Here is a 17015-nt window from a genome sequence, read left to right as displayed (position 1 = left end):
TTATACAGATCTGAGGTTATTTAGTTTGACATTTAAAGTAGAGGCTGAATCGGAAGAAACGATTAAAGCTTCAATTTCTCATAGCCAGAGGCTGAAAACTGATTTTATTAAAGATGAATATAGAAAGCCTCAAGAAATACTCACGTTCTTCGATATTTCACCAGAAAGCACAGTACTTGATATATTCGCTGGTAGTGGTTACTACTCAGAAATATTGTCTAGGGTTGTAGGACCAAAAGGTAAAGTTATCATTCATAATGATGCTCACTTTCTGAAATATTATGGAAAAGATTTGTCGGAGCGCTTGAAGGAAGGTGAGCGTTTATCCAATACAACTAGAATCGATATATCACTTAATTGCTTAGAATTAAAAGAAAACAGTGTTGATACGATACTTCTGGTCTTGGGGTATCATGACTTTTATTACGTGATGGAGAATGCTGAAAAAATAAATGTTACAACTGTTTTAGCTAAATTTAAAAAATTTTTAAAGCCAAATGGAATAGTGGGCATTATAGATCATGAGGCTAAATCTGGAGCACCAAGAGATACAGGACATACTTTACACCGTATTGACCCACAGATTGTTAAGAGTGAAATGACAAAAGCAGGCTTTTCATTTGATGGTGAACTTAACGTATTAAGAAACACAACTGATGATAAATCAAAGAAAATTTGGAATGTACTAAACGGTAGTACTAGCAGATTTGTATATCGGTTTCGCAATAACTAATGATAATTTTAACAAATAGTGAGGTGCGGCTGGTTACACGGTTACGGCAAAGCTTATCTTTGCTGGCGCAGATTTAAAATCTGGTTAAATTAATCGATACAAACGGTGGTGCCAAAATCGAAGCTGTCCAATACACGCTAGACAATGGTCGAAATACATTCTCTACTTTGAAGCCGACTAGTTAAGCATAGATAACAACTGGGCTGCACGTGCAATCAAGCTGTCTGTTATAGACCCAAAGAGCTGACTGTTTAGCTTCACCACAAATGATATAGAGAGTCGCTCACTCCCCAACAGTGTGATCGTAACAGCTAGAGCAAATGGCCACACGCTATTTGATTTTGTGATGCATTGCATAACGAATTTGTTCAATCACAGTACAATAATGATTGTTTATAGCTTTGGCACGTTAGCCTCTAAAAGTGCTTCTCTGCACGCTTATGATTAATTGCTTTGCTTTAGAGATTTTAAAAAGTGCGATGCGAAGCATAATTCAGTAAAAATTACGATCCTACACTGATATTGTCGGGGGATTCTCTTTGATCAATTAACGTCTGAAGTACCTGTTAGTGATAAAAATAAGATAATAAGTTACTGCTTTCTGGGGTTTGTTTCTATGTGTCATTAGGGGCAATACATAACTTTTTTATCATCCTGAACCTTGAGTTTTATATACTTCTAGACAACACTTAGGCTATTAAAAAGCAGCATTAAGTGGTGTGATGAAGCAGTTTTTAGAGCAGTTAAACTCACGTATTGTGCGGCTGTATGTTGTTGGTTTTGCTGTGGCAACCGTTCTGATATTGAACACTTTATTAGTTCATTTATTGCATTTAAAAACTCATCAGCAAGGCGTTGAAATAGTCAAGCAGGTACAGCTGCTAGATGAACCTGCTCGAACGCCTGAGAAGATCACCCAAATCGCACAAATGCATGGTTTTAGTACGGCGAGTGATACGAGTGCCGCAAGTAGAGTCGAACAAGACGTGTTCTCTTATGAAGGTTTGAGTTTAACATTGTCTCATCCAACAGTTGTGAAACAGTACTTTGCAATTTTTGTTTTCTTCAATGTATTGTTTATAGGGTTTTTAATGTTTTGCTATCGGTGGTTGCTGATTTACCGAGTGAGACCTAAAACACCGTATTCTAGAAGTACGCAAATTTGTGTCGAGAATAACGTGGCTTTGCCAACGTCTATTGAACCCCGCAAGCCTGATGAATCCCTCTTTAATGTATTTGCATTGGTTAAATGGCGTTATATTATTGATTCTAAAGTAGACCCCCAGCAACACTTTTCGATTATACTAGCGAAGCACTTTTCAGATTATGCAAAATGTTCGGTAAAGTATTTAAGCTCGGGGGCACTTGCGGTGACTTTTGAACAAGTTCCTTGGGGTGGTGTGAGCCGAATCGAGAAAAAGTTACATGAGGTTGTCTTTCAGGCGCTGATAATGATGCGACCAGACCTATCTCGTAAGACGGTTAAGATTGGCGCTTGTTATTATCAAGCCAGAGCTGATCAAACTCAAGTGTATCAATTAGCGCGTTCAGCACTTGCCGTGGCTGTAAATAACGTTTGGCAACATGTTCACATGGTACCGCTTAATAAAACTCATGCCACAACGATGCAAAGTAGTGAAGGTGATTTTATTGCTTACATTAATAAAGGCCAGTTTGTGCTGTTTTTTCAACCTTTATTTTGCTTTAAACAACAAGATATTAAGCAAAGTGAGGCATTATTACGGGTGCGGCATAGTCAACTTGGGCTTATTTCAGCTAAGCAATTTATTCCACAAATTCACAGCAAAAGCCATCTTAATACGTTAGATAAAACAGTTGTAGCACATACACTAAAGGTACTAAAAAAAGAGGCTGATAAAACGAAAGTGAGCATTAACTTACATTATGTTAATTGGTGCGATGATACGTTTGTTTGTTGGTTAGTGAACGAGATTAAAGTCTGTGCTGTGGCTAGCAGAGTGCAGTTTGAGGTGTCGGCTTATGATTATTATCAGCATCATAGGGCATTGTTACGCGCATTTAGCGCACTGGCTAAATTAGGTGCGGGCGTGTTGCTCGACCAGGTCACTGATGTTTTGCCCGGCAAAACTTTGAGGGCAATTCCTGCTATGGAGGCGATTAAGTTAGCGTTTGAGTTAGTGCATCATATTGACTCAAATCAGTCTCAGCAACGCAGTGTCAGGCAAATAGTGCGTCAGGCTGAGCGGATTGGGATCCCTGTTTATGCGGTGGGAGTTGAAACGCAGGCAGAGTTAAATTGTTTACAGCAGCTTGGTGTGCAGGGCGCTCAGGGGTATTATTTTGCTGAGTTACTGCAACAGATAGAGTTAGTTGGCTATTAACTCATTGGCTTTATAGTGTGCTGCGTTTGAGATTAAGTAGTTAAACTAAGGTAAAGACATTAAATTAACTTACGATATCTTAATCCATCAAGTCCTTGTAAACCGCCAGTATGTACAAAGGTAATGTTACTATGAGCAGGGAAGTAACCTTGCTCTATAAGTTGCCACAGCGCATAAAATGCTTTTCCACTGTAAATGGGTTCGAGTGGTAAGTTATAATCACGTCGTATTTTTTGACAAAACAGCCACAATTCAGGAGTAAATTTACCATATCCCCCATCATGGTATTGTTCTAGTATTTGCCAGTTGTTTTGGGTCGCCGCTTTTTCGCTAAGCCCCACAATATCTTGGTTTAAATACTCTGCGTTTTTTAAAACTGCGATCCCCAAAATATGACTTGTTTCGGCACTTCCGTCAATGAGTCCTGCAAGTGTCCCTCCGCTGCCCGTTGGACATACTATATAATCGCTTTCAGGTAAGCTTCGGGCGAGTTCTTTAACACCGCTTAGAGCCGCTTGGTTACTCCCCCCTTCGGGAATTAAGTAGCAGTTTGGCAATTGTTCGCGTATTTCATCTTGATAGTTTGTGTTGTTGCGTTTGCGATAGGTAATACGATTAACAACATGCAAGTTCATGTGGCAGGCTCGCGCCATTTTTATGGTGGGGTTTTGCTCATCAATATGTGGGCCTCGCAAAATAACATGACCCTCAATATTATGCAGTTTTGCGGCCATGCTTGATGCGTAAAGGTGGTTTGAAAAGGCGCCTGAAAAAGTCACGAATGCGTTTTTGTTATTGTCGTGCATATCTTTAAGGTTATATTTTAGCTTTCTCCATTTATTACCGCTGATGGTTGGATGCAAAAGATCATCTCGTTTAACGTATACCGTCAGTTTTTGTTTATTAATCGCGGGCGAGTCGATCCGTTGCATTGGCGATTCTGGCCAATCAAATTGCAGTGAACGCATAAATGTACCTTTTACATTGCATGAAATCAGTGTATCAAATACGACGAATAGATTGAAAATCTTAATTGAATACTGGCAACTAACTAGTCAATAGGGGTAAACTGAGATATTAATTGCTCAAAGCTTGTGTTTTACCTTGTAAGTACATAGCATAAAGCCTTAATTATAAAAAATAACAACGACCAAATAATTGCCGCTTTTGGGAATGGAATATATGCGAATTGCTCCTTTGTCTTTTTTTGTTACCGCCACTTTGATGGCTGCCAGTGTTTTGGCCCAAGATACAGCCACGGTTAATGCCGTTGAATCTGAGTTAGCTGTAAAGCAAACTGAGTTAGATAACTATACGCAAATATTAGATAAGCACGTTAGTGAAGAAGCTCGACTACAATCACAATTGACTCTACTTCGAACGCGCTCCTCGGAATTAGATAAGGAAAAGAATCAAGCGCTTGATGCAATGAATGAACTGTATCGACGCTTAATTGACGACCCCTCTATAGATATTAGTGCAGCACAAACGCGCTACCAACAGGCAGTATCAACGCATAAACAAAATAAAGATGATATTTCTATGCAATTGGCGGCGATTGCATCACATAGAAAAGATATTGAACAAATACGCATTACGAAGCATACCTTAGTGAACACGCTTGAGAGTTTAAAAGATCAACTCAGTACTGCACGCGTGGAGCGTCTTCGTAATGAATTTACGCGTGAGGGCACGTTAGAAGTTGAGCACACGATAAATTGTAAGCGCACTGAAACGCTTGCTGCGTGCGAACAACGAGGCCAGCAGTTAGGATTGCAAAAAGCCACTAAACGTTTTATTGATCAAGTTTTTGCAAATCTAACGGAACAGCGTATTGTTGAACCAAAACGAAATATAGCCGGTGCCCAAGTCCAAGTCGTGAATAGCCATGTAGTCGGCAGTGCGTTTAGTGGGCAAGGTAATTACAGTGTTAATCTCAGTGTTACTATGCGCGGCGATATGAACAATAGCCGTTTATGTAGTTTGCTTAATTTAGATAACCGCTTTTGCTCAGAATACGGCACTCCATTATCTATGGGGTACCAGGCGAGTTACCCAACTACCTTCAGTGATACACAGCTAACTTTTAAAGATATTTCTGAGAACATTGGACAAGTGGAAGTTGCCAAGGTAGAACAGCAGCCGGTTATTGAAATTGACACACCACGAGTGACTAAAGCTGCACCAATACAGACTCAGAAGGTGAACTCTGTTGCCGTGACTTTGCGCTCTAATGTATATGATGATGAAGTCTTTATTAATGGTGTGAGCTACGGCTCAACAAAACTGACAGTGAATGTACCGAAAGGTATTCATGATATTGAAGTACGTAAGTTAGGATATCAGCCTTACAAAGCACAAATTGATATTCGAAAGGCACGAACGATAAATGCTCGGTTATTAAAAAAGCCTGAGTCGATTGCTGCACCGACACCGAATAGTGAGCAAAAACAAGTCATAGCGAAGAAAAACACGACAGTTGTAGCCCCTTCTCGACATAATAATGCCCTTGTTATTATTCCAGCTGGCAGTTTTAAGATGGGGGATTTGACTGGCAATGGCTTGGCAAATGAACGTCCTGTGGTTGAAAAAGTACTAAGCAATTCTTACGCAATGCAGTCGAAAGAAGTGACTGTTGGAGAATACAGGCAATTTATTAATAGCACCGGATATCAAACCGAAGCTGAAAAAGGCAAAGGCTGTGCCTATTATAAAAATGGCGAGCCAGTTTGGGAGCTTGACTATAAATGGAGTAACCCAGGCTTTAATCAAGCAGATAACTTCCCCGTTGTATGTGTGTCGTATGAAGATGCCAAAGCTTATGCCAATTGGCTATCAGGTGAAAAGGGCCAGCAGTTTCGTTTACCAAATGAGGTAGAATGGGAATATGCTGCACGCGCAAGTACCACTTCAGAATATCCATGGGGTAACGAAATTGGTAAAAACCTCGCTAACTGTGGATGGTGTGGTAGCGAATACTCAAATAAAAGTGCTGCGCCAGTAGGTGAATTTGCACCTAACAACTATGGTTTATACGATACGGTTGGCAATGTATGGGAATGGACTCAAAAGCGAGCGTCACAAGATGATGTGACAGTCAGAGGAGGTGCATGGAACTTTGCGCCGAGTTTGGCACGTGTGTCAACGCGTTTAGCACTCGCAGCAGATTTTAGAGCAAATTATATTGGCTTTCGCTTAGTTCGAGAGCGTTAATAAAACAATTACGATGGGTGGCGGCATTACTCGTCACTTGACTTAAAGTATTTCTGTAAGGTTACCCAGCCTCATGTTTAAAAAATTACGTGGATTATTTTCTAACGACTTATCAATTGATCTTGGTACGGCCAATACACTTATATATGTAAAAGAAGAAGGTATTGTGTTGAATGAGCCGTCAGTGGTTGCAATACGCCAAGAACGAGCTGGAGGTCCGAAGAGCGTTGCTTCTGTAGGAACCGCGGCCAAACAAATGCTAGGCCGAACTCCTGGTAACATTAAAGCGATCAGACCGATGAAAGATGGTGTGATCGCAGACTTTTATGTTACGGAAAAAATGTTACAGCACTTTATAAAGCAGGTGCACAATAATAATTTTATGCGTCCAAGTCCTCGTGTTTTAATCTGTGTTCCTTGTGGTGCAACTCAGGTAGAAAAGCGTGCCATTCGTGAGTCAGCAATGGGGGCGGGTGCTCGAGAAGTGTACTTAATTGAAGAACCAATGGCTGCGGCAATTGGTGCTGGTTTACCAGTCTCTGAAGCAACAGGCTCTATGGTAGTCGACATTGGTGGGGGAACCACCGAAGTCGCCATTATCTCTTTAAATGGTGTTGTATATTCCTCTTCAGTACGTATTGGTGGTGATAAGTTTGACGAAGGTATTATCAATTATGTACGCCGTAATTTTGGCAGCTTAATTGGTGAAGCAACCGCTGAACATATCAAACATGAAATTGGATCTGCTTTTAAAAGTGATGAACCGATTGAGTTGGAAGTGCGTGGTCGAAACCTAGCCGAAGGTGTGCCTCGCTCGTTTACTTTGAACTCACATGAAATCTTAGAGGCATTACAAGAACCCTTGATGGGCATTGTCAGCGCGGTGATGGTTGCGTTAGAGCAGTCACCTCCTGAACTTGCGTCGGATATTTCGGCTCATGGTATGGTGTTGACTGGTGGTGGTGCATTACTTAAAGATTTAGACCGCCTACTAATGGAAGAAACAGGGATCCCTGTAGTTGTTGCTGATGATCCATTGACATGTGTTGCAAGGGGCGGCGGTAAAGCGCTAGAGATGATAGATATGCATGGTGGCGATGTATTTAGTTACGACTAATGAATTTACTGTTTGGCCGTACCATTTCATTACAACTGCGACTTACTGTCGCAGTTGTGTTGAGTGTGCTCTTAATTTTTGGCGATCGTTATACTCAAGGCGGTACACTCTTTAGAACTAGCTTACATACGTTAGTCAGTCCGCTGTTATATTTTGCGAATGTGCCCTATGAAATGTTTGATATCGGAGCAAAAAGTCTACATACGCGGGATCAACTTAGGCAGGAAAACTATACCCTCAAAGAAAAGCAGTTATTGCAAAGCGAGCAGTTACAACAACTAGCATTTCTTAAAAACGAGAATCAGGAACTTAGAGCGTTACTAGGGGCGTCAGCAAGACAGAATAACACCCGATTGATTGCTCAAGTGTTGTCTGTTCATTCAAATCCCTATAGCCACCAAGTTGTGATAAACCGCGGTACAATAGATGGAGTGACAGAAAGTCAGGCAGTGATCGATGAAATGGGGGTTGTTGGCCAATTAACTCAAGTGGGTACAACTACATCGCGCGTTTTATTGATGACAGATATTACGCATGCCACCCCAGTCCGCATTTTACGTAATGACGTCCGCACGGTTATTGAAGGTATCGGTAAAATAAACCGTTTAAAACTTTCTCATGTGCCACATAGCTTAGATGTTCGCATTGGAGATGTTTTAGTGACATCGGGTTTAGGCGGTATTTTTCCAGAAGGTTATCCTGTGGCGGTTGTGACAAACATTAACCGAGATGAAGGCCTGCCTTTTGCTAAGGTTTATGTGGAGCCGATTGCACAATTAGACAGAATTCGTTTATTAGTAATATTAGGTAAGTCAGCTCAAGAGACACTCAGCCATGATTAGACGCAGTTATTTTTTTGTGGCGCTAAGTATTTTCTTTGCGTTAGTAATGGCATTGATGCCATTACCTATTTCTGCAGAACCATTCAGACCTGATTGGGTTCTATTGGTTTTAATGTATTGGTCACTGGCAGTGCCCCACCGAGTCAATATTGGCTGGGCTTGGATAACAGGTTTAATTATTGATTTAGCTATGGGCTCACCTTTAGGTGTAAATTCATTAACTTACTCTGTGTGTATTTACATTACTGTGAGCAACTTTCAGAAAATACGAAATTTTTCAATTTGGCAGCAGGCAGTCATGATCGGTTTATTTTTGACGCTCTATCATTTGCTGCAATTTTGGTTAAACCACTTTTTACTCGATATTTACTTTAGCCCGCATTATTTGTGGCCGGCAGTAACTGGCATATTATGTTGGCCATGGATCTTTTTATTACTGCGTAAGTATCGGCGTCAATTTAGGATACGTTAATGATCCCTCTTTATTTAGCGTCAGCGTCCGCTCGTCGCAAACAATTACTGGCACAGCTTGGTTATGAGTTTGAACAGTTTAGTGTAGATGCAGATGAAAGCCAGTTGCTTAATGAGCCTGTATACACCTATGTTGAGCGGCTTGCTAGGTTAAAAGCCCAATCGGGTGTTGCGATGGGCTATATAGATAGACCTGTACTTGGTAGCGATACTGTGGTTGTTATCGATGATCAGGCATTAGGTAAACCGAAAAATATAGATGACTTTACGGCGACGATGAAGCGCTTATCAGGGGGCACTCACCAGGTGTTAACATCAGTCGCTTTGGCAACCGAGAAGCATGTACTTAGCACGGTTGTGTGCACTGATGTGACTTTTAAGACACTGTCTGATAAAGAAATAACGAGTTATTGGCATACCAATGAGCCGCTAGATAAGGCCGGTGGATATGGTATTCAAGGACTTGGTGGCCGATTTGTAACACATATATCCGGTAGCTATTTTGCTGTTGTCGGCTTACCTTTATATGAGACGGATAGATTAATTCAACAATTTGTAGCGGAGACAGCATGAGCAGTGAACTACTCATTAATGTGACACCCAGTGAGAGTCGTGTCGCATTAATCGAAAATGGTGTACTCCAAGAAGTGCAAGTAGAGCGTATTGGCAATTTAGGTATTGTGGGTAATATTTATTTCGGCAAGGTGAGTAGAGTATTGCCTGGTATGCAGGCTGCTTTTGTTGATATAGGCTTAGATAAAGCCGCATTTTTGCACGCATCAGATATTGTTAATAGTGCTTCGTTTGAAGAAGGTGTTGATGAGCAGCCGGTAAAAAAAGTACAAGATATTAGAGAGTTGGTCAAGCAGGGCCAATTTATTATGGTACAAGTTGTTAAAGACCCGCTAGGCACTAAAGGTGCGAGGCTTACCACCGATATTACTATTCCCTCTCGTTATCTTGTGTTCATGCCTGATGCTACACATGTGGGGGTCAGTCAGCGAATAGAAACAGAAGAAGAACGGGCTAGACTTAAAAAGATAGTGTCGCAATATAACGATGAAAATGGCGGCTTTATTGTTAGAACAGCTGCAGAAGGTGCATCCGAAGCAGAGTTGCAGCATGACGCAGAGTTTTTGAAAAAACTGTGGCAGAAAATCGTTAGTCGTCGAAAAAAAGCCAGCAAAGCCAGCATTTTACATGAAGATTTAACACTCGCTTTTAGAACGCTTCGTGATTACGTTGGAGAAGATATGGAGCGGATCCGTGTTGACTCAAAGCTGACTTATCAAGAATTAAAAGAGTTTACTGAAGAATTTGTCCCTTTACTTGCTCAGGTACTGGAATATTACCCTGGCGAGCGACCGATTTTTGATTTATTCGATGTTGAGAGTGAGATCCAAAAAGCACTACACCGAAAAGTTGAATTGAAATCGGGTGGATACCTGATCATTGATCAGACTGAAGCAATGACAACCGTTGATGTAAATACGGGGGCTTTTGTTGGGCATAGAAATTTAGAAGAAACCATTTTTAATACCAATGTTGAAGCTACATCCGCTATTGCGCGTCAATTAAGACTGAGAAATTTAGGTGGGATCATCATTATTGATTTCATCGATATGATATCTGATGATCATAAGCGCAGAGTGCTTCACTCTCTAGAAACGGCATTGTCAAAAGACCGTGCAAAAGCCAACATCAATGGTTTGTCAGCACTGGGTTTAGTTGAAATGACGCGAAAGCGTACTCGAGAAAGCTTAGAGCATATTTTATGTGGTGTTTGTCCATCGTGTTCTGGGCGAGGATCGCTAAAAACGGTTGAAACGGTATGCTATGAAATACTGCGTGAGATTGTCAGAGTGAATCGAGCCTATGATGCGGATAAGTTTATGGTGTATGCATCAGCAGCAGTGAGTGAAGCACTCACTAACGATGAATATCATAACTTAGCTGAATTGGAACTATTCATTGGAAAGCAAGTCAATATTCAAACAGAGAGTTTATACAGTCAAGAACAATTTGATGTTGTCATGATGTAAGGCGTCACAGGATTAATGCAAGCTAAAAAAATCTGCTTTTTTTGTTTTAGAAAAGTCTGGCAAATTTTTGCTGTAGCGCTGGTCGTTTTGGCGGTATTTGTGTCGGTGCTGAAATATGCTTTACCGTATGCCAATGACTATAAATACGATATTGAAACATTGATCAATAAGCAGTTTGGCGTTGATTTAACCATTGGCGCTATTAGTGCTAGTTGGCAAGGCTCCGGACCTTCCTTGGTGTTAGAAAACCTGACGTTTGCAGATAACAAAAATGCGCCTATTGCGTTGAGTATTGCCAATACCAGTTTGCAATTAAATGTGATTGAATCACTAAAAAATTGGCAACTGCGTTCTGATTATTTTGTACTACAAGGTTTTGTGGCTGATGTTAATCTTAAAGAACTCAGCAGTTTACAAACAGATAGTCATAGTAACTTTGAGCAACAGTCTTTGATTGAAAGCCTATTTTTAGGTGCAACAGGCCACTTTTCTATTCAAAAAAGCCAATTAAATTTAATCACGCATTTGGGAAGACGACACTCCCTATTGTTAGATGACATTACTTGGCAAAATAGCGAGCAAATTCACCAAGGTGTTGGCGAAGTAAGCATTCCAGGTTTTTCTCAGGGCCATTATTCAGCTCGCTTGTCTTTCACAGGTGAGCGTTTGCGTGATTTAAATGGGCAAATTTACCTACATGCATCAAAAGTGGATGTATCTGATTGGCTCACTCAAGATCTTAATGAAGATAAACTGGGGATCCACACTGAAATCAATGGTGAAGCGTGGGTTTCAATGCAAAATGGTAAGCTGGAAAATGTTCACCTAAATTGGTTACCTAGTTATATTAAATGGTTGGAAAATGGCCAAAGTGAGCGTATATCACTGACTTCTGGGCAGGTATTATTCACGCCTTCAAAGCAGGGACAGTTTTGGGAGTTATCTTCGACTCCATTACACCTATCTCACAATGATATACCGTATTCACAGACGCAATTACGCGGTGAATTCTCAGCAGCACAACAGCAAGTTTGGTTCGACGAATTGAGTGTAAGCCTATTGTCAGACCTCAGTACTTTAACCAATATGGAATTCGCAAAACAAGTAGCAGTCCATGACTTACAAGGTGCTCTGCGAGGTAGAGTGAGTATTGGACCAGAGAAAGCGGTATCTGCGTGGTTAGGGGGACGTGATTTGTCATGGCGTCAGGTCGGGGGGATACCGGGCGCTGATAATGTAAGACTTGAAGCAACACTACAAAATAATATGGGGGCTGTGTCACTTTTTTCTGAGAATACACAGTTTCACTCTGCGGGGTTGTTTGATCGACCGCTTGCTTACAATCAACTGAATTTGGAATTTCAGTTCTTTAAGCGAGATAATGATTGGCAAGTGGTAAGTGATTCTTTGTGGTTTGACAATGAAGATTTAACGGTTGCTGGAGAGATGCACTTAAATTTAGCAGATGAACCCGAGTTAGATTTATATGTTGAGGTACTTGGGGGCGATGCAAAAGTGGCAGGCCATTATTTTCCTCAGACGCTGATGAAAGCGAGCCTCATAAAATATTTAAATGAAGGGATCCTCGACGGTATACATCGTGAGTCGCAAGTTTTATTTTCTGGTCGGTTAACGGATTTTCCATTTAATAATGGTAATGGGCAGTTTGATGTATTGTCAAAAATTGAAGAGGCGGAATTTGCTTTTGCACCGGGTTGGCCTGCGATAAAAAACGCCGAAACGACGTTACATTTCTCAAATGAACGCATGGATATTTATGCCCATTCGGGTACTTTAATAAACCAAAAAATAGAAGACAGTGTGGTCGTCAGTATTGATAATTTAGATGCTGCTGATGATCTGCTGGTAAGAATCAACCACATTACACAAGCGACTTCCCTTGCGCCTTTTTTCGCGGCCACGCCCCTTAATGATCCACTCTCTAATATATTACAAATTGTTCAGGGACAAGGGGAAGTTGAAGGGAATATTACACTTAAGATAGATTTACGAGACTTAGATGTATTAGCTGAAGGGGATATACATTTACGTAATTTACCGGTTTATTTATCGAAACCGGGTATACAGCTGACTCAAGTCGATGCGCTTTTACATTTTAAAGATGACGCTATTACTATACCTAATGCAACCGCAAACTGGTTAGGTATGCCTGTGTGGTTTGATGTCAAAGGGGACGGAGACAATCACAGCTATCAAGTTGATATTAATGCCGAATTAATGGCGAAAACCGATAAATTACTGCCCTATACCGATGGTTTGCTTGACGATTATTTAGCGGGGCAAACAGCATTGAATACGGCATTGAGTTTGGTGTTTAGCGACGAAACATTTAATTATACGGCTGAGTTTTCATCTGATCTAGTCGGTCTATCAAGCGATTTTTCTGCCCCTTATAAGAAAATTGTTTCAAGTACTTGGCCGTTGCAAGGGGTGGTGCAAGGTGATGATATTTCAAATTTAATCATGCTTAATATTGATAAGAAATTATTTTTTAATGGCATCTTAGATAATGATAGCGTGCAATTGAGTAATGCGCATTTGATTTCTGGCAACCGAGATAAAGGGCTTGCACAGGATGGCTTTGTTGTCTCAATTGATCATACAGACTTAGATTTGAAATCTTGGATCCCTTTTATTGAGCGAATGATTGATTCAAGTAAAACAGCTAAAGAACAAGTCTCTTTGTTTCCCGAGTTAAGTGCGATTAATACTCAAATTGGTAACCTTGACCTGTCGGGCATTCACTTTAATGATCTTGAGATGCGCTTGCGGCCTAGTAGTGATGGCATGACGATGCGGTTGAATGCAAAAGAGCTACGCGCGCAAGTCGTATTACCGCCTAGTGGGTCGAGTCGTCCGATTGCAATCGAAGCAGATTACTTACGACTTAATCTGCCAAAACTTGAAGAAAGCGAGAGTGCAAAAGTTGATTCTCAAGTTAGCTTACCTGTAGAAGATTTAAGCTGGTTGGCGCGAATACCAGCTATCGCTTTTAATTGCTCAGATTGTAAGATTGATAATTATCAATTAGACAGAGTATCCATGTCATTGTTTGGTGATGGGGAAAAGTTAGTGATCCCCGAACTCGTTGTTGATAAACAAGAGCATGTGTTACGCGGACAGGGTCAGTGGCAAGCAGGCGTGACACGTGTAGAAGGGATCATGAACAGCAAAGATATTGGTGAGTTGTTTGATGAATTTGATTTAACATCTACCATCAAAGACTCTAAAGCGAGTATTGGTTACCAATTACAATGGAATGGTGCACCGTATGCTGTAAATATGCAGAGTTTTGCTGGGGAAGTTACTTGGGAGCTTGGTGAAGGGCATTTAGCTGAAATAAGCGACCAAGGAGCGCGCGTATTTTCACTGTTGAGCTTAGATTCATTGGTAAGAAAACTGAAACTAGATTTTAGAGACGTATTCTCTAAAGGGTTCTTTTACAACAAAATGCAAGGGTCAGTGCAGCTTGAAAAGGGCATTGCTTACACGAAAGACACTAAAATGGATGGCGTTCCAGCAGATTTAACCATTCAAGGCTACGCGAATTTAAATACCTACGATATTAATTATGATTTAGCGGTTGCACCGCAAGTGACATCGAGTTTACCTGTCATTGTGGCATGGATGGTTAACCCTGTGACAGGACTTGCTGCGTTAGCGTTAGATAAAGTGATCCATTCGGCAAGAGTGATTTCTGAAATTAAATTTAAAGTAACAGGTACTATGGAACAGCCTATTGTTACTGAAATTAATAGAAAAAGTCGCGAAGTTGAAATACCACAAGCAGCACAAAATACACCACCTAAGGAACAAGACACTTTATCTTCGAGTGAGTTGATTAAAGGTGCGCAGAGTCGGTCAATAAAAAAAGCGTCTAGCCCATTGGATGAGGCGGGTGTTTAAGCATGCGTGAAGCGTCCAAGGTTATTGCTATACAAATGTGCTCTGGCGTAGAGCCAAGCGTTAATTTCCAATATTTGGTGGAGCAGTTGCAACAACTTAATTTAGAGCAAACCGCGTTGGTTTGTTTGCCTGAAGCCTGGTTAGCATTTTGTCATACAAGCCAAGACTCAGTTACATTAAGTGCGACAAATACGTACTGGATAGAAAAGCTTAAATTATTGTGTCGTGAGTACGGTATTTGGCTCGCTGCCGGCACGATTGCGTTACCTTATGACAATGATCGTTATGTTGCCGCCAGTTTACTGTTTAATGACGTGGGTGATATTGTCGCGCAATATAATAAAATGCATTTGTTCGACGTCGACGTGGATGACAATACACAAGGTTATCGAGAGTCAACGCACTGTGCGGCAGGAACGGGTATAGAAGTGGTTGATAGCCCGTTTGGGAAAATAGGATTAAGCGTATGTTATGATATACGTTTTCCTGGCCTTTATCAGGCAATGGTTGACCAAGGGGCCCAGCTACTATTGATCCCGAGTGCGTTTACTACGGTAACAGGTGCAGCACACTGGCGGCCATTATTACAGGCGCGTGCCATAGAGACGCAGTGCTATGTGATCGCCGCAGCTCAAGTCGGTACACATGAAAATGGCCGCAAAACCTTCGGACATAGCCTAATATTATCACCATGGGGCACTGTAATTGCGGATGCCAAAGACATATGTGGTGCGATCCAAGGTGACATTGATTTGGCAGAACTTATGCAGATCAGAACTAAAATGCCAGTACAGGCACACAATCGTTTTAAGAGTGAATTTTATGAATAATGTTGAACAACATTTATTAGCTGATAGTCAATTGACTCGAGAGCAGCTAGAGCAAACGCTAAGTTATATTCACCAACATCAAGTGGATTATGCAGATCTCTATTTCCAGTCATGCTACAACGAAACGTGGGTGCTTGAAGACGGTATTGTTAAAGATGGCAGCTATAACATTGAAAGAGGCGTTGGTGTTAGAGCCTTATCGGGTGAAAAAACGGGTTTCTCATATTCAGATGCTATCAATTTTGATGCGTTAAACAAAGCTGCGATGGCTGCACGCAGTATTGCTCAGTCAGGTCACACGCAAAAAGTGCAAGTATTCAGTGATGTGACAGCAAAACAGCAATTCGCGCCAGTGCAACCAATCACTAAAATGGCGGATGCTGACAAAGTTGCGTTATTACGAGAAATTGAAGCTCATATTCGCGATATAGCACCTGATGCGCAACAGGTGGTAAGCTCTATTTCAGCGGTTTATGAAGAAGTACTGATTGCAGCCAGTGATGGGACTTTTTCCACGGATATTCGCCCTTTAATTCGCCTAAATTGCTCTGTGTTACTTGAAAAAAATGGTCGACGCGAACGAGGCGGTGCAGGTGGGGGCGCGCGTTTAGATTATGGATACTTTAAAGAATTGGTTGCGGGCAAACCGCGTTGGGTAGAGTATGCAGAAGAAGCAGTACGCTTAGCTAAAGTTAATTTAGAAGCAGTAGATGCCCCAGCTGGAGCAATGCCTGTCGTATTGGGCGCTGGGTGGCCTGGTGTGCTATTACACGAAGCGGTAGGGCATGGTTTAGAAGGTGACTTTAACCGAAAAGAAGCTTCTGCATTTAGTGGAAAAGTCGGGCAACAGGTTGCATCAGAACTTTGTACTGTCGTTGACGATGGTACTTTGGCTGACCGAAGAGGGTCTCTAAACGTAGATGATGAGGGCACGCCTGCAGCCTACAATATACTGATTGAAAAAGGTATTTTACAAGGTTATATGCAAGATAAATTAAATGCCCGTTTAATGGGGGTTGCCCCTACTGGTAACGGGCGTCGTGAGTCATACGCACACTTACCTATGCCAAGAATGACAAATACATACATGTTACCAGGGCAAGATACTCAAGCGGATATTATCAGTAGTGTTAAAAAGGGTATTTTTGCATCAAACTTTGGCGGTGGCCAGGTAGATATTACTTCAGGTAAGTTTGTTTTTTCTGCATCAGAGGCATACCTTATTGAAGATGGAAAAATCACTCAGCCTATTAAAGGGGCTACACTTATTGGGAATGGACCTGATGTTATGCATAAAATTTCGATGGTGGGCAATGATCTTCAGCTCGATAGAGGGGTCGGTGTATGTGGCAAAGATGGTCAAAGTGTCCCTGTTGGAGTCGGGCAACCGAGTTTAAAAATTGATGAAATCACCGTGGGTGGTACGGCTTAAGTTCGTATTCATAAAAACCCAGCTAATGCTTAATGCCGATCAGAT

General features: G+C 41.3%; 12 protein-coding genes. 11 read left to right on the top strand and 1 reads right to left on the bottom strand.

The window, feature by feature from the left end; translation table 11 throughout:
* Both CWC18_RS20495 and CWC18_RS20490 read left to right on the top strand, forming a co-directional pair.
* Positions 1–733: class I SAM-dependent methyltransferase (locus CWC18_RS20495; protein WP_138676023.1), on the top strand; the 733-nt coding region annotated here is incomplete at its 5' end.
* Positions 734–1455: 722 nt separating this feature from the next.
* Entirely contained in the window at positions 1456–3096 is a 1641-nt protein-coding gene (locus tag CWC18_RS20490; RefSeq protein ID WP_138592998.1) for an EAL domain-containing protein, read from the top strand.
* Positions 3097–3155: 59 nt separating this feature from the next.
* On the opposite strand, the gene CWC18_RS20485 is transcribed toward CWC18_RS20490, so the two are convergent.
* Positions 3156–4064, bottom strand: coding sequence for a 1-aminocyclopropane-1-carboxylate deaminase/D-cysteine desulfhydrase (locus tag CWC18_RS20485; RefSeq protein WP_138676022.1), 909 nt, complete (start codon positions 4062–4064; stop codon positions 3156–3158).
* Positions 4065–4278: 214 nt separating this feature from the next.
* On the opposite strand from CWC18_RS20485, the gene CWC18_RS20480 reads away from it, so the two are divergent.
* From CWC18_RS20480 to tldD, 9 genes are all read left to right on the top strand, one after another.
* Entirely contained in the window at positions 4279–6309 is a 2031-nt protein-coding gene (locus CWC18_RS20480; protein ID WP_138592996.1) for an SUMF1/EgtB/PvdO family nonheme iron enzyme, read from the top strand.
* 73 nt (positions 6310–6382) lie between these two features.
* Entirely contained in the window at positions 6383–7426 is a 1044-nt protein-coding gene (locus CWC18_RS20475) for a rod shape-determining protein (protein ID WP_010361344.1), read from the top strand.
* Positions 7426–8268, top strand: coding sequence for a rod shape-determining protein MreC (gene mreC, locus CWC18_RS20470; protein WP_138676021.1), 843 nt, complete (start codon positions 7426–7428; stop codon positions 8266–8268). Before CWC18_RS20475 ends, mreC begins: the two co-directional genes overlap by 1 nt.
* Entirely contained in the window at positions 8261–8740 is a 480-nt protein-coding gene (gene mreD / locus CWC18_RS20465) for a rod shape-determining protein MreD (RefSeq protein WP_138592994.1), read from the top strand. The genes mreC and mreD overlap by 8 nt, the downstream gene beginning before the upstream one ends.
* A complete protein-coding gene (locus CWC18_RS20460) occupies positions 8740–9312 on the top strand; it encodes a Maf family protein (RefSeq protein WP_138592993.1) in 573 nt (190 codons plus the stop codon). Before mreD ends, CWC18_RS20460 begins: the two co-directional genes overlap by 1 nt.
* The gene (gene rng, locus CWC18_RS20455) at positions 9309–10781 is read left to right on the top strand and encodes a ribonuclease G (RefSeq protein ID WP_138592992.1); all 1473 of its coding nucleotides are present in this window, start codon (positions 9309–9311) and stop codon (positions 10779–10781) included. Before CWC18_RS20460 ends, rng begins: the two co-directional genes overlap by 4 nt.
* Positions 10782–10796: 15 nt before the next feature.
* Positions 10797–14708 (top strand): YhdP family protein, encoded by a 3912-nt coding sequence (locus CWC18_RS20450; RefSeq protein WP_138592991.1) that lies wholly within the window; start codon positions 10797–10799, stop codon positions 14706–14708.
* A 2-nt stretch (positions 14709–14710) separates the two neighbouring features.
* Entirely contained in the window at positions 14711–15538 is an 828-nt protein-coding gene (locus CWC18_RS20445) for a carbon-nitrogen hydrolase family protein (protein WP_138676020.1), read from the top strand.
* Positions 15531–16970, top strand: a complete 1440-nt coding sequence (gene tldD / locus CWC18_RS20440) for a metalloprotease TldD (RefSeq protein WP_138676019.1) — start codon at positions 15531–15533, stop codon at positions 16968–16970. Before CWC18_RS20445 ends, tldD begins: the two co-directional genes overlap by 8 nt.
* Positions 16971–17015: the final 45 nt, after the last annotated feature.

The organism is Pseudoalteromonas aurantia (assembly GCF_005886875.1).
Lineage (GTDB): Bacteria > Pseudomonadota > Gammaproteobacteria > Enterobacterales > Alteromonadaceae > Pseudoalteromonas > Pseudoalteromonas aurantia_A.
Note: the sequence above shows the minus strand (reverse complement) of the source record. Positions and strands in the feature narration are given on the sequence as shown.

Bases quoted from the DNA above. Each gene is read 5' to 3' on its own strand.
- CWC18_RS20480 (WP_138592996.1), top strand. From the start codon at position 4,279: ATGCGAATTGCTCCTTTGTCTTTTTTTGTTACCGCCACTTTGATGGCT.
- CWC18_RS20450 (WP_138592991.1), top strand. From the start codon at position 10,797: ATGCAAGCTAAAAAAATCTGCTTTTTTTGTTTTAGAAAAGTCTGGCAA.
- CWC18_RS20490 (WP_138592998.1), top strand. From the start codon at position 1,456: ATGAAGCAGTTTTTAGAGCAGTTAAACTCACGTATTGTGCGGCTGTAT.
- CWC18_RS20460 (WP_138592993.1), top strand. From the start codon at position 8,740: ATGATCCCTCTTTATTTAGCGTCAGCGTCCGCTCGTCGCAAACAATTA.
- mreD (WP_138592994.1), top strand. From the start codon at position 8,261: ATGATTAGACGCAGTTATTTTTTTGTGGCGCTAAGTATTTTCTTTGCG.
- mreC (WP_138676021.1), top strand. From the start codon at position 7,426: ATGAATTTACTGTTTGGCCGTACCATTTCATTACAACTGCGACTTACT.
- CWC18_RS20485 (WP_138676022.1), bottom strand. From the start codon at position 4,064: ATGCGTTCACTGCAATTTGATTGGCCAGAATCGCCAATGCAACGGATC.
- tldD (WP_138676019.1), top strand. From the start codon at position 15,531: ATGAATAATGTTGAACAACATTTATTAGCTGATAGTCAATTGACTCGA.
- CWC18_RS20475 (WP_010361344.1), top strand. From the start codon at position 6,383: ATGTTTAAAAAATTACGTGGATTATTTTCTAACGACTTATCAATTGAT.
- CWC18_RS20445 (WP_138676020.1), top strand. From the start codon at position 14,711: ATGCGTGAAGCGTCCAAGGTTATTGCTATACAAATGTGCTCTGGCGTA.
- rng (WP_138592992.1), top strand. From the start codon at position 9,309: ATGAGCAGTGAACTACTCATTAATGTGACACCCAGTGAGAGTCGTGTC.